This is a genomic window from Bacillus sp. RZ2MS9 (assembly GCF_001816185.2).
Taxonomy (GTDB): domain Bacteria; phylum Bacillota; class Bacilli; order Bacillales; family Bacillaceae_G; genus Bacillus_A; species Bacillus_A cereus.
On the sequence record NZ_CP049978.1, the window covers coordinates 1,392,328 to 1,415,953 of the forward strand.

Here is a 23,626-nt window from a genome sequence, read left to right on the forward strand (position 1 = left end):
GATGTTTAAAATGACAGGAAGATTAGATGAAGATTTAAAAGATGTAACATTACTAGGGAATCAAAATACAAAATATTTATTTGAATATAGCCCAGAAATATTAGAGGTGTTTGATAATAATCATCCAAACCGTGATTATTTTGTAAAATTCAATTGTCCTGAATTTACAAGTTTATGCCCGAAAACAGGACAACCAGATTTTGCAACAATTTATATTAGCTATATTCCAGAGCAAAAAATGGTAGAGAGTAAATCTTTAAAGTTGTATTTATTTAGTTTCCGCAATCATGGTGATTTCCACGAAGATTGCATGAACGTTATTATGAACGATTTAATTAAATTAATGGATCCGCGTTATATTGAGGTATGGGGGAAATTCACACCACGTGGTGGCATTTCAATTGATCCATACTGCAACTACGGGCGCCCAGGTACGAAGTATGAACAAATGGCTGACTACCGCATGATGAACCACGATCTATATCCGGAAACAATTGATAATCGTTAATAGAAAGAAAGGGCCTGTATAGTATACAGGCCCTTTCTTTCTATTATATTATGCATTTTGATTAATGACAGTATAGTTTTTATGACTTACAACTGTAAGAGGTTCCATATCTAGTTCTCTAAAATTCTTCATAATTGTTATATCAACAATAACAGAGTTTTGATTTACTTTTTGAACACGGCCTTGCATTCCACCTTTAAATTCGATGATATCTCCAGTTTCTGCGATCTGCATAAGCAACTCTCCTTGTTACAGTTTTCCCAAAAAAAGAATAAATTTGGGTTTTTTTATTTCCTCCTATTTTGAACCATATTTCCTACTTTGTAAATGTTTCCAAAGTAAAAATTCGAAAAATATTCACTTTTTGTAAGAAAATATGTAGAAAATCCATGTTTTTTAGAAAAAATAGCAAAAATGCGAGAATCTTTATATCGAGGTATAATGAAAAAGTAGAATAACCTGCTGAAGTGGGAGAAATTAGAGGCGGTAAAATGATGTTTGAATTTGTGGGGAGTGTTATAGCTTTAATTTTATTTTTATTTTCTTATATGCATTTAAAAAAGATTCGTCAATATGATACGAGTACATATTTTGATGGGATGGATGGTATCCATGCTTCGATAACACATGATAGTGGTGGAGAGATGTAAAGGGATATAACTTTATTTTCTTGCGTGGTATGATGTTTAGAACTAGTGCATAATAGAGTTCATAAGTGATGAATGGAGAGTGAAAAGAATGAAGATTTCTTTTATTCGTCATGGTTGTTTAAGTCGTATAAGAGAACCGATGACAATTAATTCATTTCACGAATGGATGAAACAGTATGATTCCGAGTCAATGATACAAAAAGCTAAAATGCCGATAGAAACAATAGAGGCAATTGAAGCAGCGAAATTTGTCTTAACAAGTGATCAAAGGCGTGCTGTACAATCAGCAGCTGAATTGACGGATTCTTTATCTTTTATGCAAAATTCTCTTTTTAGAGAAGCTGAAGTTCCTTCATGCTTTTTTGCTCCGAAGTGGTTGAAATGCACAATTAAGGTATGGATGTTCATTGGACGAACATTATGGATACTTGGCTACCATAAAGATGTTGAGTCTTATAAGGAAGTAAGAGAGAGGGTAAGGCAAGCGGCTTACCTGTTACATCGTTATGCTCTCGTACATGGAAGTATAGCTCTTGTAGGTCATAATTATGTGAATGTAATAATTGGTGCCGAACTGAGAGCGATGGTCTGGTCTGGTTCTCCTATTTTGCACAGAGAGCCATGGGGATGTACAACATATACGTTTCACGAGGCGATGGATGGAAATATATTAAATACAAATTTAACATAAAAGCACACGATTTATATAAATCGTGTGCTTTCTTTTTAAGATATAGAAATTTTGACGTTTAATGGTTTTACGAGATGAGCATAAGGTTCCCCTACTAGCATAACAATTTCATCTTTTTTATAACCTAACTTTTCGTATAGTGAATAGGCGCGTTTGTTTTCTAAATTAACAAGTAAAGCGATTTTTTTATGCCCTTTTTCAGTTGCATAGATTTCGGCAGCTTCAATTAATTTAGAACCTATCCCTTTTCCGCCGTGTGCACTTGAAACTGATAATGTATCAATGTAATACTCATCAAGCTCAGCTTCTTTTTCTAACGTAATTGATTCATCTTTATGTAATGCTCTTAAGTGATGTACAATTGGTGCGTCAAGCTGTGTTGCTTCACTACCGTGATAAGCGACAATAATTCCAACTGCACTCTCGTCTTGTTCATAGACAAAACAGTTTTCGTAGCTCAGACGGTTATTTTCTTTTGAGAACCATGTCTCAAGTCCTAGTAATACTTCTGCTTCAACTGTGCTACCTGTGATTTTTTCAGCAATTTCATGCAGAGCATTATACAATAAAGGAGCTATTGCCATTGCATCTGTCTTTTTTGCTTTCCGAATCATAGTATCCCTCCTAGTTCTATTTGTATATTGTAGCATAGTGGTATGGAACTTTGCATAATTGAATGCCGAAATGTTTGATATAGAGAAGTAGCTATGTTAGTATATGATATTTAGTGGACATATAGTAAAACAATATTGTTTGCGAAATAACGAAAATAAAATCATGGCATAACAACGAGATAAAGTGAAACGTTAATCAGTAAGATTTTTTGTTCATTCTACGACTGATTAGTAGTCAACACCAATCGGACTACCTGCAAATAGCGGGATAAATTTACAGTTGTTGACCTATAGAATATAAGATAAAATAAAATATTGCAGAGAGGTGAAATACATGGATAAAGAATTAGCAAATACAATTTTAGATCAGCTAAAAAATGGTGAAATAAAGGAGTATGTTGTTACGAAAGATGTATTTTATACGTTCAGAGAAGTTGTTGTAAATAGAGAAGACTTTAAGCATTTCATTGGTAACGCACAGCGAGGCGGGCAAGTGATTTATACATATTCAGAAACGCCACGTTCATAAAGGAGAATTTTGATCAGTAGGGCATCTCTCACTGATTAGTAGCCTTCACCAAACGGACGTTTCATGCGGGATAAATAAAAGATAAAGGAGAGGGGAATTATGGGCGATTTTAAACAAGGCATTTTACCACATTGGGATTATATGTGGAAAGATAGAGCCGGCAATCGATTTATGGGAATGGTTATGTATCCAGAGAAACGAAAATGTTCAGCAAAAATGCTTCAGAAAATAAAAAGAGCATATGAAGAAGCAATAGAAATTAAAGTAACTGTACAAGTTCAACATACATATCAGTACGTAGAAGGACTGATTGTATACTTTGATGAAGAGGCTCCTGTATGTACAATGCTTGATAAAGATGAAAATCCACATCATATATTTGTAAAAGATATTTTGCGCATTGAGTACTCTGAATAAACTTTTCATAAATAAATTGAAGTTCCATAATAATAATCTTTTTCTATAATAGTTATCTTTTAGTATGTAACGAAAAACGAAAGTATATGTATAATATATTTAATAAGGTAAATTTGATAAATGTAATCGTTTTTTAGAGCAGATTATAGTTTCATATCTGTTCTTTTTTGCGTGATGCTGGAGAAATATATTTCTTCAGCATCTACCGTTTTATGACAAAATATATTGTTAACTTTTTTAAAAATAAGGTTAAATTCGTTGACAACTTTTTTGAAAAGCACTTTATTGACATGAGTTTTAGAATGTTGTTTCATAGTCATTGTATTGAAAAAAAACGGCTATCATGTCGAAAAGTAAAAGTTAAAAAAAGAAAGAATTTATACATATATCTTGTGTCTTATTTTGAAACGTAATACAATATATAGAGAAATCAAGAACAACATATAGAGAATATAGATTTGAGAGGGAGGGTCGGAAATGTTAGTTGCATATGATTCTATGACAGGAAACGTGAAGCGTTTCATTCACAAATTAAATATGCCGGCCGTTCAAATTGATGAAGATCTAGTAATAGATGAAGACTTTATTCTTATTACGTATACAACAGGTTTTGGAAATGTACCAGAACGTGTTTTAGACTTTTTAGAGCGCAATAATGAAAAATTAAAAGGCGTATCTGCAAGCGGCAATCGTAACTGGGGAGACATGTTCGGTGCAAGTGCTGACAAGATTTCTACTAAATATGAAGTGCCTATTGTATCAAAATTTGAGTTATCTGGAACAAATAACGATGTAGAATATTTTAAGGAAAGGGTGCGGGAGATTGCGACACATTGAACTGAATAATGAAATCACGCAAATGCAGGACGGTTTTTATCAGCTTCATAAAGATAAAGAGGCATTAGAAGTCTTTATGGAAGAAGCTAGAGAGAATACCGTTCCTTTTAATAGCGTGGCAGAGCGAATGGAGTATATGAAAGAACATGATTACTATTACAACGTTCTGGACGAGTATAGCTTGGAGGAAGTAGAGGAAGTATATAACATCGCTTATGGTGAAAACTTCGAGTTCCAATCTTATATGGCAGCATCTAAGTTCTACAAAGATTATGCGTTAAAAACGAATGATCAAAAACAATACTTAGAAAGCTATGAAGATCGTGTAGCAATTGTTTCATTATACTTAGGACGCGGTGATGTTTCGAAAGCAAGACAATTCGCAAGCATGATTGTAAAACAAAACTACCAACCAGCGACACCAACCTTTTTAAATGCGGGAAGAAGCAGAAGAGGAGAAATGGTGTCTTGTTTCTTGTTAGAGATGGATGATAGCTTAAATTCAATTGGCTTTAACATTAATACTGCGATGCAATTATCAAAAATCGGCGGGGGAGTAGCTTTAAACTTATCTAAGCTACGTGCACGTGGTGAGCAAATTAAAGGTATCGACAACGCTGCAAGTGGCGTAGTACCTGTTATGAAATTGCTTGAAGATTCGTTTTCATATGCGAATCAGCTTGGCCAACGAAAAGGTGCCGGTGCAGTATATTTAAACATTTTCCATTGGGATATTATTGAATTCCTTGATACAAAAAAAATAAATGCCGATGAGAAGAGCCGTATTCAGTCTCTATCAATCGGAATTATCGTTCCAAGTAAGTTCTTTGAGCTTGCTGAGAAAAACGAACCTTTCCATGTTTTCGCGCCTTATACGGTTTATAAAGAATATGGCAAGCATTTAGATGATATTGACATTGATGAAATGTACGATGAATTAATGAGCAATCCGAAAGTGAAGAAGAAGCCACTAGATATTAGTGCACGTGATATGCTTATTAAAATCGCTATGATTCAGCTTGAGTCTGGTTACCCATACTTAATGTTTAAATCAAATGCAAATAATCAACATCCATTGAAGGATATTGGAACTGTGAAGATGTCGAACTTATGTACAGAAATCTTCCAGCTTCAAGAAACTTCAGAAATAAATGATTACGGTACAGATGACATTATCCGTCGTGATATTAACTGTAACTTAGGATCGTTAAATATCGTAAACGTAATGGAAAATAAAGAAATTCGTGAAGCAGTTCATGCGGGAATGGAAGCTTTAACAGCTGTTTCTGATATGACGATTATTCCGAATGCACCAACTGTGAAAAAAGCAAATGACGAGCTTCATTCAGTTGGACTTGGAGCAATGAACTTACACGGATATTTAGCAAAAAATAAAATCGCTTATGAAAGTGCAGAAGCGAAAGAATTCGCTCGTACATTCTTTATGATGTTAAATTACTATTCTATTGAGAAAAGTATGGAAATCGCTACAGAAAAAGGCGAGACATTTAAAGACTTCGATAAATCTGATTATGCGAATGGCACATACTTCGAAAAGTATGAAACGACAGATTACAGTCCTGTAACTGAAAAAGTTCAGCAATTATTTGAAGGAATTCATATTCCAACAAAAGAAGATTGGACAAGTTTAAAAGAGCAAGTGCAGAAGAATGGTTTATACAACTCATATCGTCTCGCAATTGCTCCAACACAATCGATCAGTTACGTTCAAAATGCAACTTCAAGCGTAATGCCAATCGTAAGTCAAATCGAATCAAGAACATATGCAAATGCGACAACATATTATCCAATGCCGTATTTATCAAAAGATACGTTCTGGTACTATAAATCTTCTTACGATATGAATCAGTTTAAATTAATTGATTTAATCGCAGAAATTCAAGAACATATTGACCAAGGAATTAGTACAATTCTTTACGTTAATAGTGATATTTCAACACGTGAATTAGCACGTTACTACATCTATGCACATAAAAAAGGCTTAAAGAGTCTGTATTATACGAGAACGCGTAAATTAAGCGTGGAAGAGTGTGTGGCTTGTACTGTTTAATATAAAAAGCGAGACATGATGAGCAGGGTTTTCTGAACCCTGCTCATGCTCAGTTATCAATTTTTCATGTTTATTTAGAGAAGGGGCGATTGAATGCGTGCGGTAAACTGGAACAAAAAAGAAGATGATTTTAGTTTAATGTTTTGGAAGCAAAACATCGCTCAGTTTTGGACAGAAGAAGAAATCGCGGTGTCTTCTGACAAAAATACTTGGGTGCAATTATCGAAAGAAGAGCAAATTGCTTATAAGCGTGTATTAGGTGGTTTAACACTTTTAGATACGAAACAAGGCGGCGAAGGGATGCCACTTGTACTTGTTCATCTTGAAAATTTACAAGCGAAAAGTGTATTAGCTTTCATGGGTGCTATGGAAGAAGTACATGCCAAGAGTTACAGTCATATCTTTACAACATTAGCTACTGAAGAAGAAATCGATGAGATTTTTGAATGGGTAGATACTCATCCGTTACTTGAGAAAAAGGCTGGTATTATTACAAGTTACTATCGTCGTTTATTAAAACCTGAAGTAACGAAAAAAGAGTTATACATGGCAATGGTAGCAAGTGTGTTCTTAGAAAGTTACTTATTCTATAGTGGATTCTTCTATCCACTTTACTTAGCTGGTCAAGGAAAACTGACGGCGAGTGGTGAGATTATTAACTTAATAATTCGTGATGAGTCAATTCACGGCGTATTCGTCGGTATTTTAGCACAACAAATCTTCGCGGAACTTTCTGCAGAAGATCAACAAGAAGTGCAAAAAGAAACGCAAGAGTTATTAATGGAACTATATGAAATCGAAATGGCATACACAGAAGAAATTTACACTTCTATCGGTCTTGTAGAAGATGTAAATCGTTTTGTTCGTTACAATGCGAATAAAGGACTTATGAACTTAGGACTTGAGCCGAAGTTTGAAGAAGAAGAAATTAACCCAATCGTTTTAAATGGTTTACGTACAGATACGAAAAACCATGATTTCTTCTCTGTAAAAGGAAATGGTTACGTAAAAGCAACGAATGTTGAAAAGTTATCTGATGATGACTTCGTGTTTAATTTTTAATATATGATCATAAAGAAAAGCTGTCTTATTCATTGATAAGACAGCTTTTCTTTATGGTTTTGTTTACATAACACTATTATTTTCATATAACAATTTCTGTTTGAAAAATTCTATCCAGCTAACGGATAGAATTTTTTTGTAAGTAAATGGGTATTTACAATCCTTTTGTATCAGTGTATTATTTAACTAGTACACCGGTACAAGAGGAGGGAAGAAATGAAAATAGAGTTTTCTCCAAATACACCAATTTACATTCAGGTAATGGAATACATAAAAAAAGAAATTGTAACAGGACATTTATTGCCTGGTGATAAAATTCCTTCTGTACGTGAATTAGCGAGTGAATTACAAGTAAATCCAAATACGATTCAACGTACATTTCAAGAGCTAGAACGAGATGGAGTTGTTGTAACGCGCAGAGGAATGGGACGATATGTAACGAATGAAGGGGAGAAAATTATGGAGCTGCGAAAAGAGATGGCGAAAGAATTACTTCACTCTTTTATAGATGGAATGGACAATTTAGGTTTTTCAGAAGAAGAAATTCTTACAATTCTTCGTTCTTCATTACATGAGAAAAGGGAGGAGAGCGAATGACAGAGTTATTAAAAATAGAAAACTTATGGAAGAGATACGGGTTAAAAGCAGTGATCCGTGAATTAAACATAGAGATTACGGAAGGGAAAATTATAGGACTCGTTGGAGATAACGGGAGCGGGAAAACGACGTTATTGAAAATGATTGCGGGTCTGCAGCATCCTTCCGAAGGGAGTATTACAATCGCTGGTAAAAAGGTCGGATTGGAAACGAAAGAAATTGTTTCTTTTATGTCGGATAAACCAGTATTTGATGATTGGATGACGGTAAAAGATTCTTTATTTTTCTATCGAGATTTTTATAAAGACTTTGATATGCAAAAAGCAGTAGATACGATTGCGGAGTTTAAAATACCGTTAGAAGAAAAAATTACAGCTTTATCAAAAGGTATGGTTGAAAAGCTACAAATTATTTTAACGTTTTCTCGGAAAGCGAAGTTATACGTACTAGATGAACCGCTTGGCGGAATTGATCTTGTTTCTAGAGAACATGTATTAGAACTTATTTTACAGTTTTATCGCGAAGATTGTACGATCTTAATTGCAACACATTTAATTGGAGAAGTGGAAAACATTTTTGATGAAGTAATCTTTTTAAAAGATGGTGAAAGTATACTTCATGAAAATGTAGAGGAGTTACGCTTCCAACGAGGAAAAGCTGTTACGGATTTGTTTAAGGAGGTGTTTAGTAGATGAAGGCCAGTTTAATATATATGTACAATGCGAATAAAAAACAAATTTTTATTTCGTTATTGTCATTCATATTTATTGTAGCTGTCGCTTTTGTAAGTATGGGGAATTATATTAAACAAGAATCGGGAGAAGTAAGGCAAATGATTATTATTGCTGTAGTATTCTTAGTTTATATGATTTTTGCAGTATTAGTATTTCTGCAGGCAATGAATGCATTTGGGAAAATGACCGAAAGTACATTATTTCGATTAACACCGATATCGGGTAAAAAAATTGTTTTAGCAATATTGTCATATGCGGCAATTAGCTTCATGTGTTTTGAAGTAATAGGTACTATGTTTGTCTATAGTATTTCGATGAAAGTAATAAAAGGTACAGAACTCTATGGAATGTTATTTACGGAAAGTACAATTGAGCTAGATATAGTAAAACAATTATTTAGTAGTGTGTTATATGTATTTAATTTATCAAGTATATTGTTAGTTTTACTTTTTACAGTAGCTGGTGTGAAAGTGTTTTCTTTGAAAAAGAAAAAAATGGAGTATGTAATTATTTTCTTCCTATTTTTACTAGTAACGAAAGTAATCAATCTAATATATGAAATGCTGGGCCGACTTGCGCCTACACCTACTTTTATTAAAAAATCATTTTATATAGATGAATCAGTGGATATAAATCTCATACTATATCCAGAAAGTCTTATGAATTTATATAGTATTACTTTTTCAATCAGTATATTTGTTTTACTTGTTTATATAACAGGTCGCATAATCGATAAAAAATTAGAAGTCTAAAGGAGGAATCGGCATTGGGAAACGTAGTAGTAAAGTTAGAGAATGTTCGAAAAAAAATTGGTGGAACGGAAATTATCCGCGGTTTATCATTTGAAGTTCGTGAAGGGGAAGTATACGGGTTCCTTGGACCAAACGGTAGCGGTAAGACAACGACGATCCGTATGATGACAGGTCTTATTTCAATGACAGAGGGCGATATTACAATTTGTGGTCATAGTATTCGTACGGAGCGTGAAAAGGCGCTAGAGCAAATTGGAGCGATTGTAGAAAATCCTGAACTATATGATTATATGACAGGAATGCAAAACTTACAGCATTTTGCGAACATGGCAATTATACCAATTAGTAAAGAGCGCATTGCTGAAATTGTAAAACTGGTTGAATTAGAGCATGCGATTCATAAAAAGGTAAAAACATATTCACTTGGTATGAAACAACGTTTAGGAATTGCACAGGCATTACTTCATCAGCCGAAAATTTTAATTTTAGATGAACCGACAAATGGATTAGATCCAGCTGGTATTCGCCAAATTCGTGATTATTTGCAGCGTTTAGCGAAAGAAGAGAATATTGCCGTAATCGTATCAAGTCACTTATTAAGTGAAATTGAACTCATGTGTGATCGCGTCGTTATTATTAAGCAAGGGGAGTTTGTACAAGAGTACAACTTACATGAACAAGCGAAACATGATGAGACAGTCGTTGTAGCATTTGAAGTAGATGAAGTTCAGAAAGCAAATGAAATCATTACAGGTAAGGCGCAAGGAAATGTCATTGTAGTATCTATAACGAAAGAAGAAATTCCACAACTTGTAAAGAAATTAGTAAATGACGATGTGCTTGTATACGGAGTTACTGTTCAAAATAAAACGTTAGAGGATGAGTTCTTAGCAATTACAGGGGGAGTGAAAGCATAATGTTTAAATTAATTCAAAATGAATTTTTAAAGTTGCATGCGAAAAAAGGTATGTATATTTTAATTGGTGTCATTGCGGTATTGGAGATTTTGGGAGTTTTAGTGATGCTGAAATGGGGAGACGGAAGTGAATTTAAAGGTTCATATTTAGATTTTGTAAGTTCAGAGATTGGTTTAATTACTTTATTTGCAACGATATTTGGAATTACGATTGCTTCTCGTATGATTACGGATGAGTTCCAAAAAGGTACAATTAAGCAATTATTAATCCGTCCAAGAAAACGAATGACAGTTTTATTCTCTAAATATATTACAGTGTTACTTACTATAGTATTTATCATATTTGCTAGCACGATCATTTCAATGATGATTGGCGGAATTGTAATGGATGGTAGTAAAACAGAATTAACAGTAGGAATCGTAATGAAATCTATGTTATATCAAGTACTTTCACCGTTCTTCTTTGCGACGCTTGCATTTTTCTTAGCAAACATATTTAGAAAATCTGTATTACCATTAATTATCACGATGTTCTTCTTCTTTTTACAAGGAGCAATTAATATGGCACTAATGATGTTTGCAAAAGGTGTAGCGAAGTTTGTAGTATTCTTCCATTTGGATTTAAGAGCTTACGATAGTAATAAATTAATTAGTGGCGGAGCAGAACCTACATTTACAGAATTTACGTTTACAACTTCATTATTACTTGTAGCTGCATACTTTGTTGTATTACTTGTAGCATCAAGTGCATTATTCCAAAAACGTGACGTATTATAATAAAAGAAATCCCCGCTTGTAAAAACGGGGATTTTTATTACATAACTTTCTCCTATCTTTCAGCTTAAAGGAAAGCGATACGGTATATTAAATAAAATGATTACTATATATTTTAAGAGATAAGCTGTTTGAAAGTATATGAGAGAAATAGGAAGATTTTCAACTATATTCATATTATAATTTAGCTATCCAACCAGTTATTTTTATTATCTTTGGGGGTGTTCTATATGCACTATGCATTTTCACGTATAAGACTACGTAGCTTTTTTGGATGGATGATTATAGGGTTGTTCCTTACGATGATCCCATTAGGTCTATCAAATGTTTCTAAGAATACGATGGAGGTTATTTCACAAATAACTGTGTTTTTTGTATTTCCATTATTTTGGTTATACGTAAAAACCAATAAAAATAATGTTGTATTTAATAGTTTTTTTGATAAGCCAGGACGTTTACCGTGGGTATTAATTGTATTAGCAACGATAATGGGAATGATTTTTTCAGTCGGTATATCTCATATTCAATTTTACATATTAGCACATACGTTACCGAATTTCTTAGTTACTATGTTAGAAGACGGAAATGTTATTAATACGAGTAACATATATATGACGATATTTACTTTCATTTCAGCATGTGTATTAGCACCAATTATGGAAGAGGTTATTTTTAGGGGCTTCTTTTTACAGCGAATGGCTTATAAATGGGGGATTAAAAAAGCTGTCATTATATCTTCCATTATTTTTGGCTTAGGACATTTTGATGTTATTGGTGCGTTCATGTTTGGTGTTGTTATGTGTCTTTTATACATAAAGACACATAACATATGGACGAATATCGCTGTACACGCTCTAAATAATTTCATTGCAACAAGTATGCAATTTTTCGGTGGAGAAGAAAGTGGTACAATCTCAATTACTGAATTACAAGCGCAAAGTAATTTATGGATTGGTATTGGTCTTACAGTTGTTGGATTACTTTGGTTAATTCCTTATGTTTGGAAACAATGGCGTACAGTAAAAGAAGTTGGCGTGCCACGAGTACGTTTTATAAATGAGCAAAAAGTAGTGAGTTCATCACAAGAAAATGAAGTGTATAGTCAAGTGATCGTAACCGATAGATTGATGGCCATAGAGTTACCAGATGAGGCTGTAAATAAGCTTCGGTTAGAAGAAAATGATTATGTAACAGTATCTGTAGAAGAAGATAAAATCGTTATAAAGAAAGCACATAATAGATAATTAAAAAGTAGCTCCTTAGGAGCTACTTTTTAATTTGTAATAATTTCTACACGAAAATTATTACCGTTCTTTACATATTTAATATCTGTAACAGTGCGGACCGTCTTTAAAATCTCCACTTTTTCACCAATTCGTGGGATGGTTGGAACATTGTCCCAAATACCAAGCAAGTCATCTAATTGTGCCGTTTTTTCATAAAACCAGATTTTCAATGTAAAGCCCCTTTCTCGAACTTTATGTATTTTAATACATAATATATTATTTTTATTCTTATTGTAAGGGGTTTTTATATATTTTATGAATAAAAATTAATTAATCTTCTGGAAAGATATGTTCAATATCAGGAGTAAGAGATATTTCTGATAATACGATATGAGAAACAGTCGTTGCATATGAAGAAACATCATTGATAAATTCTTCAAGTTCAACGAGTGAAGGAACAGAAATTTTTACAATGTAGCATAAGCTTCCTGTTACGCGGTAACAAAAACTTGCAGATGGATAGGACTGAATAAACTGTTGCATACGTGTTGTATCACCATTTTTTAAAGTGATTTCTAAAATACAGTCTAAAACAAGTCCTGCTTTTTTATAATCGATATCGATTGTGTATTTTTGGATAACGCCTTCACTTTCGAGTTTACGAACACGTTCTGCAGTAGACGGAGCAGATAAGTTTACTCGTTTCGCCAATTCACGCATCGAAAGGCGACTATCATTATATAATTCATTTAAAATTTTTCGATCAACACGGTCTAATTGCATTTGTAAATATACCTCCAGTAAAATAATGATTTTTGTAAAGGGAAAATATAAATTAAGATTCATATGAAATGTAAAGTGAACGTTATTTATTTTACAATAAAACAGAAGGAAATAGGAGGGGAAATGATGGAGAGAATTTCATTATCAAATGTAGGAGATACAAAGTTTCAAAAGTTATTAGGGCATAATTCGGATATATTACATTCGTGGAGTACGTTAGAAGATACACTGTACAATAAAGGAACTCTTTCAGCAGAGTTGAAGGAGCAAGTGAGAAGAACATTAGCGTATGGGAATGAATGTCCGTACTGTATGGCAAAAGGAAGACCTGATGATATGCAAAAGGCAGAGGAGATTGGTGTAGCCGTTACTTTTGCGCATACATTTGTTCATGACCGAAAAGCAATAGATGATACTATGTTTCACGTATTAAAACAATATTGGACAGAAAAAGAAATTGTAGAGCTTTGCGCCTATGTTTGCTTTATTACTGCGTCACAACAACTTGGTTTTCTATTTCAATTACAGCCAAATTAAGGGGGAAATGATGACAAATCAAATAGCACTTATCATAATCGATGTACAAAAGGCATTTCAATTACCAGATTGGGGCGAGAGAAATAATATTTTTGCTGAAGAAAACATGAGAATTTTATTAGAAGAATGGAGAAAAAGGGAACGACCAGTTTTTCATATTCAGCATGTAAATAAAGAAAATGCTCAGTCAATGTTTTATGAGAGAGCGGAAACGGTAAACTTTAAAGAAGAAGTGCAACCACTACTTGGTGAAGTGGTTATTCAGAAATTCGTTAACAGCGCGTTCATTGGGACAAATTTAGAAGAGCAATTAAGAAAGAACAAATGTAATGCAGTAGTGGTTGTAGGATTAACGACAAATCATTGCGTGGAAACTACAACACGAATGGCAGGGAATTTAGGATTTACAACATATTTAGTGAGTGATGCAACGGCTACTTTTAACCGTAAAGGTTTAGATGGTAAGGAGTATAGTGCAGAAGATATTCACAATATGACACTTGTAAATTTACATGAAGAGTTTGCTACGATTGTGACGACAAAAGAAGTATTAAAATTATTTTAAGAAAATAATTGTAAATTATGTAGAAAAAAATAAGAATATTTCGTATAATCTAAGTACAATCATTTTGAAAATAGGGGTGGCATCATATGGAGCAAATTTCAGTAAAGAAATTAGAAGAGGTACTTGTTGTAGCAGGGGATGATAAACAGAAGCAAAAGGAATTTTATGAATTGCTCTTATCTACTGAGTTTTATGTTGCTGGTTCACTAGAAGCAGAGGACGGGGCAACAGAGGGAATACTTCGTTTGCGTCATTTCCAAGGAGAAGGTAGATGGATCGTTCCGTTCTTTACACAAATGGAATTTGTAAAAGATGTGTTGCCAGAAGGAACGCCCCTTATTACGATACGTGGGAAAGAGTTATTTGGTAGCATTGAGAAAGATGCTACAGCTGTATTAAATGTTGGTACTGATATAAGTAAAACATTTATTCCAGAAGAAATTGCAGATATCTCATCTGGACGAATTTTTAATTATTATAAGTAAAAGGAAAAGCGTAATCGCTTTTCCTTTTTAATTTGAATATGGAGTGGCTATACCGGAAGAAATAGAGACTGTTTTATTATTCGTGTTTATTGTCGCTGTAGCTCCAAGTGGAATACCGATGTTTGGACTTATATGTCCAATTGGTAAACCGAATAGGACCGGTATATGATATGGTGCGAAATATTCATATAATATTGCTTGCAATGATTGAGATGGCTTTGAAGGAGTGCAGTCGTGACAACTTGTGAAAATAACGCCCCTACATTCATTAAACTTTCCAGATAAAAGTAGCTGATTTAACATACGGTCAATGCGGTACGGTTCTTCACCAATGTCTTCAAGTAATAAAAGTGTATTGTCCGTATTTATCTCGTAGGGCGAGCCAATTATACTTGTTAACACAGCTAAATTTCCTCCAACTAACGTACCTGTAACTGTACTGTGAGAGCTAGATACGATACATTCTGATGCAGATAAAATGGTTGAATACGGATGGAATAGCTGATTGAAAGAGGATAAAGATAGGGAATCAATACCTTTTCCTAGTTCTTCAATCATCGGACCATGAAATGTTATAAGCTTTGCATAACGTGAAACAGCAGTATGTAAAGCTGTAATATCGCTATATCCCCAAAAGATTTTAGGGTTTTGCCGAATGATTTCATATTGAATGTGAGGGAGGAGACGAGCACTTCCGTAACCACCTCGTGCACAGAAAATGGCCTTCACTTCATTATTTGTAAATGCTTCATGTATATCGTCAAGCCGAACTTGATCACTTCCGGCTAAAAATCCATATTTCTCGTAAACGCTCTTCCCGATTATTACGGATAACCCCATCTCTTGTAATACATTCACACCTTGTAATACATTTTCGATTGTAGGTGGACCAGATGGTGCAATGATCATTACTGTATCACCTTGTTTTAATGCATTTGGATAAATCATTAAGCTCAGCCTCCTTCTCTTTCAATATATTCGCTTCATATGAAGTTCAACCCTTGCAAAAGCAGGGGAAAGCTTATCAAATAAAGAAGATATAAAGGAAATAGGAGGGGAAATGATGTTTACAAGTCGAGTAACAGACATATTAAAAATTGAGTATCCCGTTGTTCAAGCCGGTATGGCAGGCGCGATTACGACGCCAGAACTTGTTGCAGCAGTAAGTAATAGCGGAGGATTAGGGACGCTTGGAGCGGGCTATATGAGCCCAGAACAAATTCGTGAAGCGATTTATAGAATAAGAGAACTAACAGATAAGCCGTTCGGTGTTAATTTACTTGTAACGAAAGAGATAGAAATAGAAGAAGAGAAGGTAAATGAGGCGAAAGTATTACTAAGCGGAGTAAATAGAGAATTAGGTATAGAAGTAGAAGGAACGTTAAAGCTTCCAAAAAGCTATAAGGAACAATTACAAGTGCTATTAGATGAAAAAGTACCGGTCGTTAGTTTTGCATTTCAAACGTTAGAAAAAGAAGAAATAAATGATTTAAAAAGAAGTGGAATAAAAGTTATCGGAACAGCTACCCATGTGAAGGAAGCGAAAGTACTTGCCGAGTTAGGAGTAGATATTATTGTCGGGCAAGGAAGCGAAGCCGGAGGGCATAGAGGAACGTTTATTGGGAAAGAACGAGATGCTATGATCGGTACTTTTGCGTTAATACCTCAGTTAGTAGGGGCTATTCCGCATATCCCAATTGTCGCAGCAGGTGGTGTAATGAACGGACAAGGGCTTGTTGCGGCATTGGTACTAGGAGCAGAAGGTGTTCAAATGGGATCGGCCTTTTTAACAAGTGAAGAGAGTATTACGCACGATGTGTATAAAGAAGCGGTTTTACATAGTACAGATACGAGCACAACTGTAACTCGTGCGTTTTCCGGGAAATATGCACGGGGTATTCGGAATGAATTTATAGAGAGACATGAAGGAAAAGAAGAAGGGCTTCCGATGTATCCAGTGCAAAACGTATTAACTTCTAAAATACGCAAAGAGGCAGCGAAGCAAAATAAGGAAGAATATATGTCGCTTTGGGCAGGACAGGCAGCATCATTAGCTCGAATCGAATCAGCTCAGTATGTAGTGGAGCGAGTTATGAAAGAAGCAGAGAATGCAATCGAACAATTACAAAATATATACAAAAAGACCACTTGAGTAATTCAAGCGGTCTTTTCACTAGTTTGCTTTATAAAATTGTTGGATGGCTTCGTCGATGTAAACCCAGCCTTTCCAACCTAAGTGCATATGATCTTTTAAGAAGTATTTATCATATTCATGATTTGAGAAGTCGGCAATTGGATAACCAGCTTTTTCAATTTGCTCATGAACTTTCTTATAGTATGCTTCGCGGCGTTCTTTCGGGAAGCCAGCGTAGTCGTACCAAGGACCTTTGACAGGAACAGAAATGAAGAGTGGTTTTGCACCAGATTGTTTTAATAAATCAAGTACAATTTGTAAATCTTCATATTCTGGCGATTGGTCGTAAGCATCATTTTTTAAGTAACCTTCACGTTGCTTTAATTTTTTCTTAATTTTGCTATTGAAGTAACCATCTTCGATACCATATTCATTAGATCCAGATTCTGCTGCACCTGTTTGATCTGCATGTTTACGAGCTTCATCCCAGTTCATTTGTTTTAATGAAGGGTCAAGCTTTTCTTTATGCGGTTTAATATTAAACATAGTTGTAAATAAATCTTTACGATCTAAAATGTTACGGTAAATATAAGCGAAAGGTTTAGCAGCAAGTGCTTTTACTTTATACTTCGTATCATCATAAGCGATGCCTTCAAGCGAGATTTTTAATAAAGTTTCTTTTTTTACAATCTCAAAGTTTAATAAACGCTTTGCAATTTGTTTTTTCATTTCAGGTTTTAAATCATTGTTGAAAATGAAGTGGTAACCTTGTTGTTTTGAAAAGTTAGGTGCAAAGTGCGTTTCATCAATACCTTGTGGTACAAACCATTGCGGAGAAAGAACGAATACCATTTTCTTATCTTTCAATTGATCCATTGTAGATGCGAAGTTTAACACATGTACAAGGTCTTGTGTTCCGCCGCGTCCAAGAAGGAATGGCGTAAATCCTTCAGGCTTTACTTTAAAATAATTAGATGGATGGAAAGCATCCATACGTGCGAATTCCGATGAACCGTACATCGGAAGATATTTTGGATCTGCTAACATCTTTTGCTGTAAAATCATACTTTGAATTTTTTCTTCTTTTAAAGAAGTAGCAGCTTGTTCTACTTTTTCATCACTTAAAAGTGGAAGTAGGAAGCGCGTTGGAATAAGTAAGAATACAGCAAAAAGGGCCAATGCTAAAAGCATCGGACCAAATTTTGCTTTGTTCATCGGATTTCTTCCAACTTTTTAATAACCATGTTTGGTGTAGCCCACTCGTCACGGTCAAAATCAGAAATAGAAACTTCAATATCTAAACGCTCTTGGAATTCAACTAATAAAGATACTACAGCAAAAGAATCAAGAATACCTTCTTCAAATAATTGAACATCTAAGTTTTCTTTCACAATATCGTTTTCACATACTTCTTCTAAAATATCTAATACTTGCTCTTTGAATTCTGCCATTTTTAAAATCTCCTTTATATCCGAAATATATTATATGTGCAACTTCTTAATGGAATAAGAAGGGTGCATTAAAAGTATCTGTTAAGGTGTCCAGAGAAGATTAGGAAACCGAAACATACAATGTGGAACGTAATTACAATCGCAAGGATGCGTGTGAATTTATTGTTTGGCCAAAATTTATGCTTCTTGTTTTTTCGTTCGAAAATATCGAATAAAATAAACAGTGCGGCATGATATAGACCATAAATAATATACTGCGCAACAGCGCTTCCTTGGATATGCCAAATTCCCATAATGAAGAAGTTTAAAAATGCACCGATATACGAAATTGTGTAACGGTTCTTAATTAACTTTTTCTTCGTTGCAAAAAATACGAAACGCATGTAGATGAAGTCACGGAACCAGAATGATAAACTCATGTGCCAGCGGTTCCAGAAGTCTTTAATATTACGACTAAGGAATGGCTTATTAAAGTTTTCTGGCGTTTTAATTCCCATCATATAACTTACACCAATTACAAAAGAGCTATAACCAGCAAAATCAAAGAATAGATATAAGCTATAGCTATACATGTAAATCATATTTGAAAAGATTGTATCGTGTTGAGCGAATGCTGGATCCATACAATATTGCTTTATTAAGTAAGCAATAATAAATTTATACAAGAAACCTTGGAAAATACGATTTAGTCCTGTATATAGTAAATTTTGATATTCTTCAGCGCTAGGTGGCTTTTGAATATCTTTTTGGAATCTACGGTAACGATCGATAGGTCCTGTTGAAATCGCAGGGAAAAATAAAACGAATTCCCAGAAGTTAAAGAAAGAAAGCTCTTTAATTAAACCATCACGAACTTCAAATACCATTTGAACTGCTCTGAATGTTACGTAAGATATACCTAGAAAAACAACAAGTTTTAACTCAGGTAGTAACGATGCAAATGGTGCGATTTTTGCCAAAATAAGAGGCAAAATCGATAAAATAACAGCTATGCAAAATGTGAATGTACTATTATTTTTTTTTCTTAAAATTAAATAGCCTTTAATTAGGGCATATTGCCAAATAATAAATGCGGCTAACATCATTGCTTGCTTTGGTTTATCTGAGAAGATAATAGCAAGCATGACTAATGTTAAAACGGCATTATATTTACGCAACATTTTACCTTTTAATCCAGCTATGATAGTAGGTATTAATAAAATGCCCACTATAGCGAAAAAATAAAATGATCCATATGCGGTCATGCTGTAACCTCACTCAATAATTTTTTGCGATCTACCTTTCCATTTGGTGTCATTGGAATAGAAGATTGATACATGAATTTACGTGGAATCATGTAGTTTGGTAATCGCTCATTGAGTTCTTTTTTGATTGCAGATGTTAATTTGAATTCTTTTTCAAACGAATGCTCCCCAGGAACAACAACCGCTAATAAATAATCGTATTTCTCACCTTTTTTAATTGGAACGATAACTGCTCCTTCTACGTAAGAACACGCACGAAGGTGATGCTCAATTTCTTCTAATTCCATTCGATAACCATGCAACTTAATTTGGAAATCAAGACGACCATTATAGAATAGAAGACCATTTTCAACATAGCCAGCATCGCCTGTTTTATAGGCGCGCTCACCGTCAATCATAGTAAATGCTTTTTCTGTTAATTCAGGGCTTCCTAAATATCCAACGCTTACGCTTGGACCGACAATTACGATTTCACCTTTTTCACCATCAGGTGCAATCGTGCCATCTTCTTTCATAATAAGAAGGCGACAGTCTGATTTACAATAGCCAACTGGAAGTGATTTGTATTGATTAAGCACTTCTTCTGTAACGTGAATACCTGTTACAGCGACAGTAGCTTCTGTTGGACCGTAAGTATTCATAATTGTTGCTTTTGGGAAACGCTCAATTAATTTTCTAGCCACTTCATTTGGTAACACTTCACCGCAGAATAAGAATGTTTTCATGTTCGGTAGCATACTTTCAGAGAAGGATGCTTCCATTAAACACATTTCAGCGAAAGAAGGTGTCGAAGTCCATACTTGAATATCCGATTGCTCTAAAGAAGCAAACAAGTCTTTTGGACGCGCAATCATATCTTTATCGATTGCCCAAAGTGTACCACCTGTTACTAATGATGGGTAAATATCCATTACAGATAAATCGAATGAGAAAGGTGCTTGATTTAAGAATACTTGCCCTGTTTGTAAGTTGAAATCTTCTACAGCCCATTTTGTAAAGCTAACAAGGCAGTTATAAGTAATCTGAACCCCTTTCGGATTACCTGTGCTTCCTGATGTGTAAATAATGTAGAAGTTCTCATCACCTTTTACCGCATGTTCAGGATTTGGAGTGTTCCCTTTATGAGTAAAGAAAATATCTTTTAAGTTGTCTTCACTTACGATGCGAACTGGTAAATCAGTTACAGTTACTGCTGTTGCCGATAAAAGTAATTTCGCACCAGAATTTTCAGCAATACGTTGTACACGATCAGCTGGGATAGATAAATCTACAGGAATGTAAGCATGTCCAGCTTTTACACATCCTAAAAAGTTAACAATCATTTCAGGTTGCATATGGCCATACACCATAATTGGTGAACGATCGTCTGGATACTCAGAAGAAATCCAATGTGCTAACGCATCAGAATCTTCCTTTAATTGTTTGTACGTAATTTTCGCATCTCGCCAAACAAAAGCGGTTTGATCAGGCGTTTCTGCAGCCCACTTTTCAATTTGTTCTAATAACTTCATAACGTTCCCACCCTAGAATTCATTGTAAATAAATGTACTTGTGTTTGTATCATGGAATCCATACAACCAAAGTAATGCAAATAAAATTGCAAGATAATAAACCGTCTTTGCAACCCATTGTGTGAGTGGTCGAGACCATATCTCTTTTAATCTTTCCATGTCTTTCCCTCTCTTAATGAAATAATAGCTCTTTGTAGGTATCATGTCCTACATTATTGTGAAAAAAACAAAATCCCACATTTTAGGTAAAAATAAGTCAAAAGGCTCTTTTTTGATATTAGCACTAAATACTAAAAAAGAAAATCCCTAACTTAGCAATTATATTACATTCAGTATGAATTTGTAATGGGTTTGACATGTAAATAGAAAGTGGATTGTGTGAATACATAAAAGTGGACTATAAGAATACGTAAAAATACAGTATTTGTTTTTATTAATCATTCAAGACGGAGTAAACTTTTAAATTTCTAGTTCTTTTGAAAAGGAGGAAATTATCATGAATAGAGTGTGGAAGAATCTAATTTCGGAAGAAAATATCGTGAAATGGAGAAGGCACTTCCATAAGTATCCGGAATTATCATTTCATGAAAAAGAAACTTCGCAATTTATATATGATACATTATGCTCATTTTCTTCTTTTGAAGTAACGAGACCGACGAAGTATAGTGTACTAGCAATTAAAAGAGGTGTGAAGCAAGGGAAAGTAATTGCGATTCGAGCTGATATAGATGCTTTGCCAATTCAAGAGGAGACAAGTAAATCTTATACATCTGTGAATAAAGGAATGATGCATGCATGTGGGCACGATGCTCACGCAGCTATTTTATTAAGCACAGCAGAGGTGCTATCAAATATAAAGGAAGATTTTGCAGGTGAGATTCGTCTATTCTTTCAGCACGCAGAAGAGGTGTATCCTGGCGGGGGACAAGAAATGGTTGAGGCAGGTGTAATGGACGGTGTTGATTATGTAATAGGTTTACATGTTATGTCTGGATTGGAAAGCGGAAAGGTAGGAATTGCGTATGGGCCGATGATGGCGGCACCAGACGTATTTACAGTTGAAATTCAAGGCAAAGGAGGACATGCGGCGCGGCCAGAAGAAACGATAGACCCTATTGCTATCGGAGCACAGATTATTACAAATTTACAACATATCGTATCAAGAAATACGAGTGCTTTTATGCAAAGGGTTATTTCAGTTACACAATTTCATGGGGGAACGGCTGACAATATTATTCCTAGTACAGCAACTTTAATGGGAACCGTTCGTTCATTTAATCAAGCATTGAGGGTGGAAGCAGAAGGGAAAATCGAGAAAATTGTGAAAGGAATTACAGAAGCACATGGAGGATCGTATACATATACGTATCGATATGGATATGATCCGGTTATTAATGATGAATATATTACGAAAATAGTAGAAGAAAGTGCACTACATTTGTTTGGGAATGAGCGTGTTGTGAAGCTTGAACCTTCTATGGGTGGGGAAGATTTTTCAGCATATTTAAGAAAAGCACCCGGTTGTTTCATTAAATTAGGAACAGGTAATGAAAATATATATACTTGTTATCCACATCATCATCCGAAATTTGACGTGGATGAATCAGCATTAATTTGTGGAGTGGAGCTATTTTTAGAGACGACTATAAGATTACTAAAATCATAGAAAAACAAAAAAAGGCAACTGCACTCTATTGCAGTTGCTTTTATTTCTTTCCGTCAGAGAGGGCTGAGAAAGAACTATGCTCATTCATAGTATATGAATAGCTAACGGACAAGCTTGTACATTTTAATCATTTTTTTAAAAATAATTGTTGACATTGATAATCAATGTCAATTAATCTAAAAGTAGTTGAAATTGATAATTATTATCAATAGGATGGATGCGACATGTTAATGAGAAAAAATTTTCACCTTCTGCGGAGGGGATTAAAAGATAAAAATAAAGATAAAGATAAAGATGTTGATCAGCATATGGAATGGCAAAGAAATGTAATTCGGTCTGAATATGTAGATGAGAAGAAGAGCATTCAAACAGAAAAAGAGATACAAAGTAAAGGGAGAGGTTCAGTTGAGTAAGTTAGTAATGATTTTTGCAAGTATGAGTGGAAATACAGAGGAAATGGCTGACCACATTGCCGGCGTAATTCGTGAAACAGAAAATGAAATTGAAGTTATTGATATTATGGATTCACCAGAAGCTTCTATATTAGAACAGTATGATGGAATTATTTTAGGTGCATATACTTGGGGAGATGGTGATCTTCCTGATGATTTCTTAGATTTTTATGATGCAATGGATTCTATTGATTTAACTGGGAAAAAAGCGGCAGTATTCGGATCGTGTGATTCGGCTTATCCGAAATACGGAGTGGCAGTTGACATTTTAATAGAAAAGCTACAAGAGCGCGGGGCAGCAGTTGTGTTAGAAGGACTAAAAGTAGAATTAACGCCAGAAGATGAAGATGTAGAAAAATGTTTACAGTTTGGAGCTGAATTTGTAAAACACCTTTCTTAATGGCAGAAGGGAGATGAAGA

At 34.5% G+C, this 23,626-nt stretch carries 31 protein-coding genes; 21 read left to right on the forward strand and 10 right to left on the reverse strand.

All coding sequences use genetic code 11. The annotated features are described in order from the left end of the window. The first annotated feature begins 10 nt into the window (after nt 1-10). Nucleotides 11-508 (forward strand): preQ(1) synthase, encoded by a 498-nt coding sequence (gene queF / locus BHV55_RS07150; RefSeq protein ID WP_001986050.1) that lies wholly within the window; start codon nt 11-13, stop codon nt 506-508. A 48-nt stretch (nt 509-556) separates the two neighbouring features. Here the strand turns inward: queF and BHV55_RS07155 are convergent, their stop codons facing one another. Continuing rightward, complete coding sequence (locus BHV55_RS07155; RefSeq protein WP_001165082.1) at nt 557-742, reverse strand: YkvS family protein; 186 nt, start codon at nt 740-742, stop codon at nt 557-559. Nucleotides 743-999: 257 nt separating this feature from the next. Between BHV55_RS07155 and BHV55_RS07160 the strand changes: the two genes are divergently transcribed. Further along, nucleotides 1,000-1,158, forward strand: a complete 159-nt coding sequence (locus tag BHV55_RS07160; protein WP_000971063.1) for a hypothetical protein — start codon at nt 1,000-1,002, stop codon at nt 1,156-1,158. 88 nt (nt 1,159-1,246) lie between these two features. Next, nucleotides 1,247-1,849 (forward strand): histidine phosphatase family protein, encoded by a 603-nt coding sequence (locus tag BHV55_RS07165; RefSeq protein ID WP_070757164.1) that lies wholly within the window; start codon nt 1,247-1,249, stop codon nt 1,847-1,849. Between the two features lie 35 nt (nt 1,850-1,884). On the opposite strand, the gene BHV55_RS07170 is transcribed toward BHV55_RS07165, so the two are convergent. Beyond that, on the reverse strand, nt 1,885-2,463 hold the full coding sequence (locus tag BHV55_RS07170) for a GNAT family N-acetyltransferase (protein WP_000619548.1): 579 nt from the start codon (nt 2,461-2,463) through the stop codon (nt 1,885-1,887). Between the two features lie 334 nt (nt 2,464-2,797). Here BHV55_RS07170 and BHV55_RS07175 point away from each other — a divergent pair, with 334 nt between their 5' ends. From BHV55_RS07175 to BHV55_RS07225, 11 genes are all read left to right on the forward strand, one after another. Next, on the forward strand, nt 2,798-2,992 hold the full coding sequence (locus BHV55_RS07175) for a hypothetical protein (protein ID WP_000356684.1): 195 nt from the start codon (nt 2,798-2,800) through the stop codon (nt 2,990-2,992). A gap of 99 nt (nt 2,993-3,091) precedes the next feature. Further along, nucleotides 3,092-3,409: a hypothetical protein gene (locus tag BHV55_RS07180; protein ID WP_000502197.1), complete on the forward strand. Its 318-nt coding sequence runs from the start codon at nt 3,092-3,094 to the stop codon at nt 3,407-3,409. 477 nt (nt 3,410-3,886) lie between these two features. After that, the gene (nrdI, locus tag BHV55_RS07185) at nt 3,887-4,246 is read left to right on the forward strand and encodes a class Ib ribonucleoside-diphosphate reductase assembly flavoprotein NrdI (RefSeq protein WP_000959447.1); all 360 of its coding nucleotides are present in this window, start codon (nt 3,887-3,889) and stop codon (nt 4,244-4,246) included. Beyond that, the gene (gene nrdE / locus BHV55_RS07190) at nt 4,233-6,317 is read left to right on the forward strand and encodes a class 1b ribonucleoside-diphosphate reductase subunit alpha (protein WP_001215839.1); all 2,085 of its coding nucleotides are present in this window, start codon (nt 4,233-4,235) and stop codon (nt 6,315-6,317) included. Before nrdI ends, nrdE begins: the two co-directional genes overlap by 14 nt. Before the next feature lie 93 nt (nt 6,318-6,410). Next, nucleotides 6,411-7,379 (forward strand): class 1b ribonucleoside-diphosphate reductase subunit beta, encoded by a 969-nt coding sequence (gene nrdF / locus BHV55_RS07195; RefSeq protein ID WP_070757163.1) that lies wholly within the window; start codon nt 6,411-6,413, stop codon nt 7,377-7,379. A gap of 216 nt (nt 7,380-7,595) precedes the next feature. Then, the gene (locus tag BHV55_RS07200) at nt 7,596-7,976 is read left to right on the forward strand and encodes a GntR family transcriptional regulator (protein ID WP_000687513.1); all 381 of its coding nucleotides are present in this window, start codon (nt 7,596-7,598) and stop codon (nt 7,974-7,976) included. Next, the gene (locus tag BHV55_RS07205; RefSeq protein WP_070757162.1) at nt 7,973-8,671 is read left to right on the forward strand and encodes an ABC transporter ATP-binding protein; all 699 of its coding nucleotides are present in this window, start codon (nt 7,973-7,975) and stop codon (nt 8,669-8,671) included. The genes BHV55_RS07200 and BHV55_RS07205 overlap by 4 nt, the downstream gene beginning before the upstream one ends. Beyond that, nucleotides 8,668-9,462, forward strand: a complete 795-nt coding sequence (locus tag BHV55_RS07210) for an ABC transporter permease (protein WP_070757161.1) — start codon at nt 8,668-8,670, stop codon at nt 9,460-9,462. The genes BHV55_RS07205 and BHV55_RS07210 overlap by 4 nt, the downstream gene beginning before the upstream one ends. A gap of 14 nt (nt 9,463-9,476) precedes the next feature. Then, nucleotides 9,477-10,379 (forward strand): ABC transporter ATP-binding protein, encoded by a 903-nt coding sequence (locus BHV55_RS07215; protein ID WP_070757160.1) that lies wholly within the window; start codon nt 9,477-9,479, stop codon nt 10,377-10,379. After that, entirely contained in the window at nt 10,379-11,155 is a 777-nt protein-coding gene (locus BHV55_RS07220; protein WP_070757159.1) for an ABC transporter permease, read from the forward strand. The genes BHV55_RS07215 and BHV55_RS07220 overlap by 1 nt, the downstream gene beginning before the upstream one ends. A 227-nt stretch (nt 11,156-11,382) precedes the next feature. Further along, on the forward strand, nt 11,383-12,396 hold the full coding sequence (locus tag BHV55_RS07225) for a CPBP family intramembrane glutamic endopeptidase (RefSeq protein ID WP_070757158.1): 1,014 nt from the start codon (nt 11,383-11,385) through the stop codon (nt 12,394-12,396). A 29-nt stretch (nt 12,397-12,425) separates the two neighbouring features. Here BHV55_RS07225 and BHV55_RS07230 read toward each other — a convergent pair whose 3' ends face one another. Further along, nucleotides 12,426-12,608, reverse strand: coding sequence for a DUF3913 family protein (locus BHV55_RS07230; protein WP_000707107.1), 183 nt, complete (start codon nt 12,606-12,608; stop codon nt 12,426-12,428). 100 nt (nt 12,609-12,708) lie between these two features. After that, a complete protein-coding gene (locus BHV55_RS07235) occupies nt 12,709-13,161 on the reverse strand; it encodes an Lrp/AsnC family transcriptional regulator (RefSeq protein WP_001175495.1) in 453 nt (150 codons plus the stop codon). A 126-nt stretch (nt 13,162-13,287) separates the two neighbouring features. Here BHV55_RS07235 and BHV55_RS07240 point away from each other — a divergent pair, with 126 nt between their 5' ends. From BHV55_RS07240 to BHV55_RS07250, 3 genes are all read left to right on the forward strand, one after another. After that, nucleotides 13,288-13,698 (forward strand): carboxymuconolactone decarboxylase family protein, encoded by a 411-nt coding sequence (locus tag BHV55_RS07240; RefSeq protein WP_000439753.1) that lies wholly within the window; start codon nt 13,288-13,290, stop codon nt 13,696-13,698. Nucleotides 13,699-13,708: 10 nt separating this feature from the next. Beyond that, a complete protein-coding gene (locus BHV55_RS07245) occupies nt 13,709-14,263 on the forward strand; it encodes a cysteine hydrolase family protein (protein WP_000184430.1) in 555 nt (184 codons plus the stop codon). Between the two features lie 86 nt (nt 14,264-14,349). Further along, on the forward strand, nt 14,350-14,748 hold the full coding sequence (locus BHV55_RS07250; RefSeq protein WP_000435266.1) for an SseB family protein: 399 nt from the start codon (nt 14,350-14,352) through the stop codon (nt 14,746-14,748). A 27-nt stretch (nt 14,749-14,775) separates the two neighbouring features. Here the strand turns inward: BHV55_RS07250 and BHV55_RS07255 are convergent, their stop codons facing one another. Then, nucleotides 14,776-15,696 carry a S66 peptidase family protein gene (locus tag BHV55_RS07255; protein ID WP_070757157.1) on the reverse strand — a complete coding sequence of 307 codons (921 nt, stop codon included), beginning with the start codon at nt 15,694-15,696 and terminating at the stop codon, nt 14,776-14,778. Between the two features lie 115 nt (nt 15,697-15,811). Here BHV55_RS07255 and BHV55_RS07260 point away from each other — a divergent pair, with 115 nt between their 5' ends. Then, nucleotides 15,812-16,900, forward strand: coding sequence for an NAD(P)H-dependent flavin oxidoreductase (locus tag BHV55_RS07260; RefSeq protein ID WP_070757156.1), 1,089 nt, complete (start codon nt 15,812-15,814; stop codon nt 16,898-16,900). A 21-nt stretch (nt 16,901-16,921) separates the two neighbouring features. Here BHV55_RS07260 and dltD read toward each other — a convergent pair whose 3' ends face one another. The 5 genes from dltD to BHV55_RS07285 form a co-directional block, all read right to left on the reverse strand. Next, nucleotides 16,922-18,097, reverse strand: coding sequence for a D-alanyl-lipoteichoic acid biosynthesis protein DltD (gene dltD, locus BHV55_RS07265; protein ID WP_070757155.1), 1,176 nt, complete (start codon nt 18,095-18,097; stop codon nt 16,922-16,924). Further along, the gene (gene dltC / locus BHV55_RS07270; RefSeq protein WP_000807310.1) at nt 18,094-18,333 is read right to left on the reverse strand and encodes a D-alanine--poly(phosphoribitol) ligase subunit DltC; all 240 of its coding nucleotides are present in this window, start codon (nt 18,331-18,333) and stop codon (nt 18,094-18,096) included. The genes dltD and dltC overlap by 4 nt, the downstream gene beginning before the upstream one ends. A gap of 68 nt (nt 18,334-18,401) precedes the next feature. Beyond that, a complete protein-coding gene (gene dltB, locus BHV55_RS07275; RefSeq protein ID WP_058840295.1) occupies nt 18,402-19,577 on the reverse strand; it encodes a D-alanyl-lipoteichoic acid biosynthesis protein DltB in 1,176 nt (391 codons plus the stop codon). Then, on the reverse strand, nt 19,574-21,088 hold the full coding sequence (gene dltA, locus BHV55_RS07280) for a D-alanine--poly(phosphoribitol) ligase subunit DltA (protein ID WP_000770512.1): 1,515 nt from the start codon (nt 21,086-21,088) through the stop codon (nt 19,574-19,576). Before dltA ends, dltB begins: the two co-directional genes overlap by 4 nt. Before the next feature lie 12 nt (nt 21,089-21,100). After that, a complete protein-coding gene (locus BHV55_RS07285) occupies nt 21,101-21,247 on the reverse strand; it encodes a teichoic acid D-Ala incorporation-associated protein DltX (protein ID WP_000440293.1) in 147 nt (48 codons plus the stop codon). A 337-nt stretch (nt 21,248-21,584) separates the two neighbouring features. Between BHV55_RS07285 and amaA the strand changes: the two genes are divergently transcribed. From amaA to BHV55_RS07300, 3 genes are all read left to right on the forward strand, one after another. Continuing rightward, a complete protein-coding gene (gene amaA, locus BHV55_RS07290; protein WP_001082785.1) occupies nt 21,585-22,754 on the forward strand; it encodes an N-acyl-aliphatic-L-amino acid amidohydrolase in 1,170 nt (389 codons plus the stop codon). A 224-nt stretch (nt 22,755-22,978) separates the two neighbouring features. Beyond that, nucleotides 22,979-23,167 (forward strand): hypothetical protein, encoded by a 189-nt coding sequence (locus BHV55_RS07295; protein ID WP_000929019.1) that lies wholly within the window; start codon nt 22,979-22,981, stop codon nt 23,165-23,167. Beyond that, nucleotides 23,160-23,606 (forward strand): flavodoxin, encoded by a 447-nt coding sequence (locus BHV55_RS07300; protein WP_000041153.1) that lies wholly within the window; start codon nt 23,160-23,162, stop codon nt 23,604-23,606. The genes BHV55_RS07295 and BHV55_RS07300 overlap by 8 nt, the downstream gene beginning before the upstream one ends. Nucleotides 23,607-23,626: the final 20 nt, after the last annotated feature.

Excerpts from the sequence above, each read along its gene's own strand:
- queF (WP_001986050.1), top strand. The coding sequence starts at position 11 with ATGACAGGAAGATTAGATGAAGATTTAAAAGATGTAACATTACTAGGG.
- BHV55_RS07155 (WP_001165082.1), bottom strand. The coding sequence starts at position 742 with ATGCAGATCGCAGAAACTGGAGATATCATCGAATTTAAAGGTGGAATG.
- BHV55_RS07160 (WP_000971063.1), top strand. The coding sequence starts at position 1,000 with ATGATGTTTGAATTTGTGGGGAGTGTTATAGCTTTAATTTTATTTTTA.
- BHV55_RS07165 (WP_070757164.1), top strand. The coding sequence starts at position 1,247 with ATGAAGATTTCTTTTATTCGTCATGGTTGTTTAAGTCGTATAAGAGAA.
- BHV55_RS07170 (WP_000619548.1), bottom strand. The coding sequence starts at position 2,463 with ATGATTCGGAAAGCAAAAAAGACAGATGCAATGGCAATAGCTCCTTTA.
- BHV55_RS07175 (WP_000356684.1), top strand. The coding sequence starts at position 2,798 with ATGGATAAAGAATTAGCAAATACAATTTTAGATCAGCTAAAAAATGGT.
- BHV55_RS07180 (WP_000502197.1), top strand. The coding sequence starts at position 3,092 with ATGGGCGATTTTAAACAAGGCATTTTACCACATTGGGATTATATGTGG.
- nrdI (WP_000959447.1), top strand. The coding sequence starts at position 3,887 with ATGTTAGTTGCATATGATTCTATGACAGGAAACGTGAAGCGTTTCATT.
- nrdF (WP_070757163.1), top strand. The coding sequence starts at position 6,411 with ATGCGTGCGGTAAACTGGAACAAAAAAGAAGATGATTTTAGTTTAATG.
- BHV55_RS07200 (WP_000687513.1), top strand. The coding sequence starts at position 7,596 with ATGAAAATAGAGTTTTCTCCAAATACACCAATTTACATTCAGGTAATG.
- BHV55_RS07205 (WP_070757162.1), top strand. The coding sequence starts at position 7,973 with ATGACAGAGTTATTAAAAATAGAAAACTTATGGAAGAGATACGGGTTA.
- BHV55_RS07210 (WP_070757161.1), top strand. The coding sequence starts at position 8,668 with ATGAAGGCCAGTTTAATATATATGTACAATGCGAATAAAAAACAAATT.
- BHV55_RS07220 (WP_070757159.1), top strand. The coding sequence starts at position 10,379 with ATGTTTAAATTAATTCAAAATGAATTTTTAAAGTTGCATGCGAAAAAA.
- BHV55_RS07225 (WP_070757158.1), top strand. The coding sequence starts at position 11,383 with ATGCACTATGCATTTTCACGTATAAGACTACGTAGCTTTTTTGGATGG.
- BHV55_RS07235 (WP_001175495.1), bottom strand. The coding sequence starts at position 13,161 with ATGCAATTAGACCGTGTTGATCGAAAAATTTTAAATGAATTATATAAT.
- BHV55_RS07240 (WP_000439753.1), top strand. The coding sequence starts at position 13,288 with ATGGAGAGAATTTCATTATCAAATGTAGGAGATACAAAGTTTCAAAAG.
- BHV55_RS07245 (WP_000184430.1), top strand. The coding sequence starts at position 13,709 with ATGACAAATCAAATAGCACTTATCATAATCGATGTACAAAAGGCATTT.
- BHV55_RS07250 (WP_000435266.1), top strand. The coding sequence starts at position 14,350 with ATGGAGCAAATTTCAGTAAAGAAATTAGAAGAGGTACTTGTTGTAGCA.
- BHV55_RS07255 (WP_070757157.1), bottom strand. The coding sequence starts at position 15,696 with ATGATTTATCCAAATGCATTAAAACAAGGTGATACAGTAATGATCATT.
- BHV55_RS07260 (WP_070757156.1), top strand. The coding sequence starts at position 15,812 with ATGTTTACAAGTCGAGTAACAGACATATTAAAAATTGAGTATCCCGTT.
- dltD (WP_070757155.1), bottom strand. The coding sequence starts at position 18,097 with ATGAACAAAGCAAAATTTGGTCCGATGCTTTTAGCATTGGCCCTTTTT.
- dltC (WP_000807310.1), bottom strand. The coding sequence starts at position 18,333 with ATGGCAGAATTCAAAGAGCAAGTATTAGATATTTTAGAAGAAGTATGT.
- dltB (WP_058840295.1), bottom strand. The coding sequence starts at position 19,577 with ATGACCGCATATGGATCATTTTATTTTTTCGCTATAGTGGGCATTTTA.
- dltA (WP_000770512.1), bottom strand. The coding sequence starts at position 21,088 with ATGAAGTTATTAGAACAAATTGAAAAGTGGGCTGCAGAAACGCCTGAT.
- BHV55_RS07285 (WP_000440293.1), bottom strand. The coding sequence starts at position 21,247 with ATGGAAAGATTAAAAGAGATATGGTCTCGACCACTCACACAATGGGTT.
- amaA (WP_001082785.1), top strand. The coding sequence starts at position 21,585 with ATGAATAGAGTGTGGAAGAATCTAATTTCGGAAGAAAATATCGTGAAA.
- BHV55_RS07295 (WP_000929019.1), top strand. The coding sequence starts at position 22,979 with ATGTTAATGAGAAAAAATTTTCACCTTCTGCGGAGGGGATTAAAAGAT.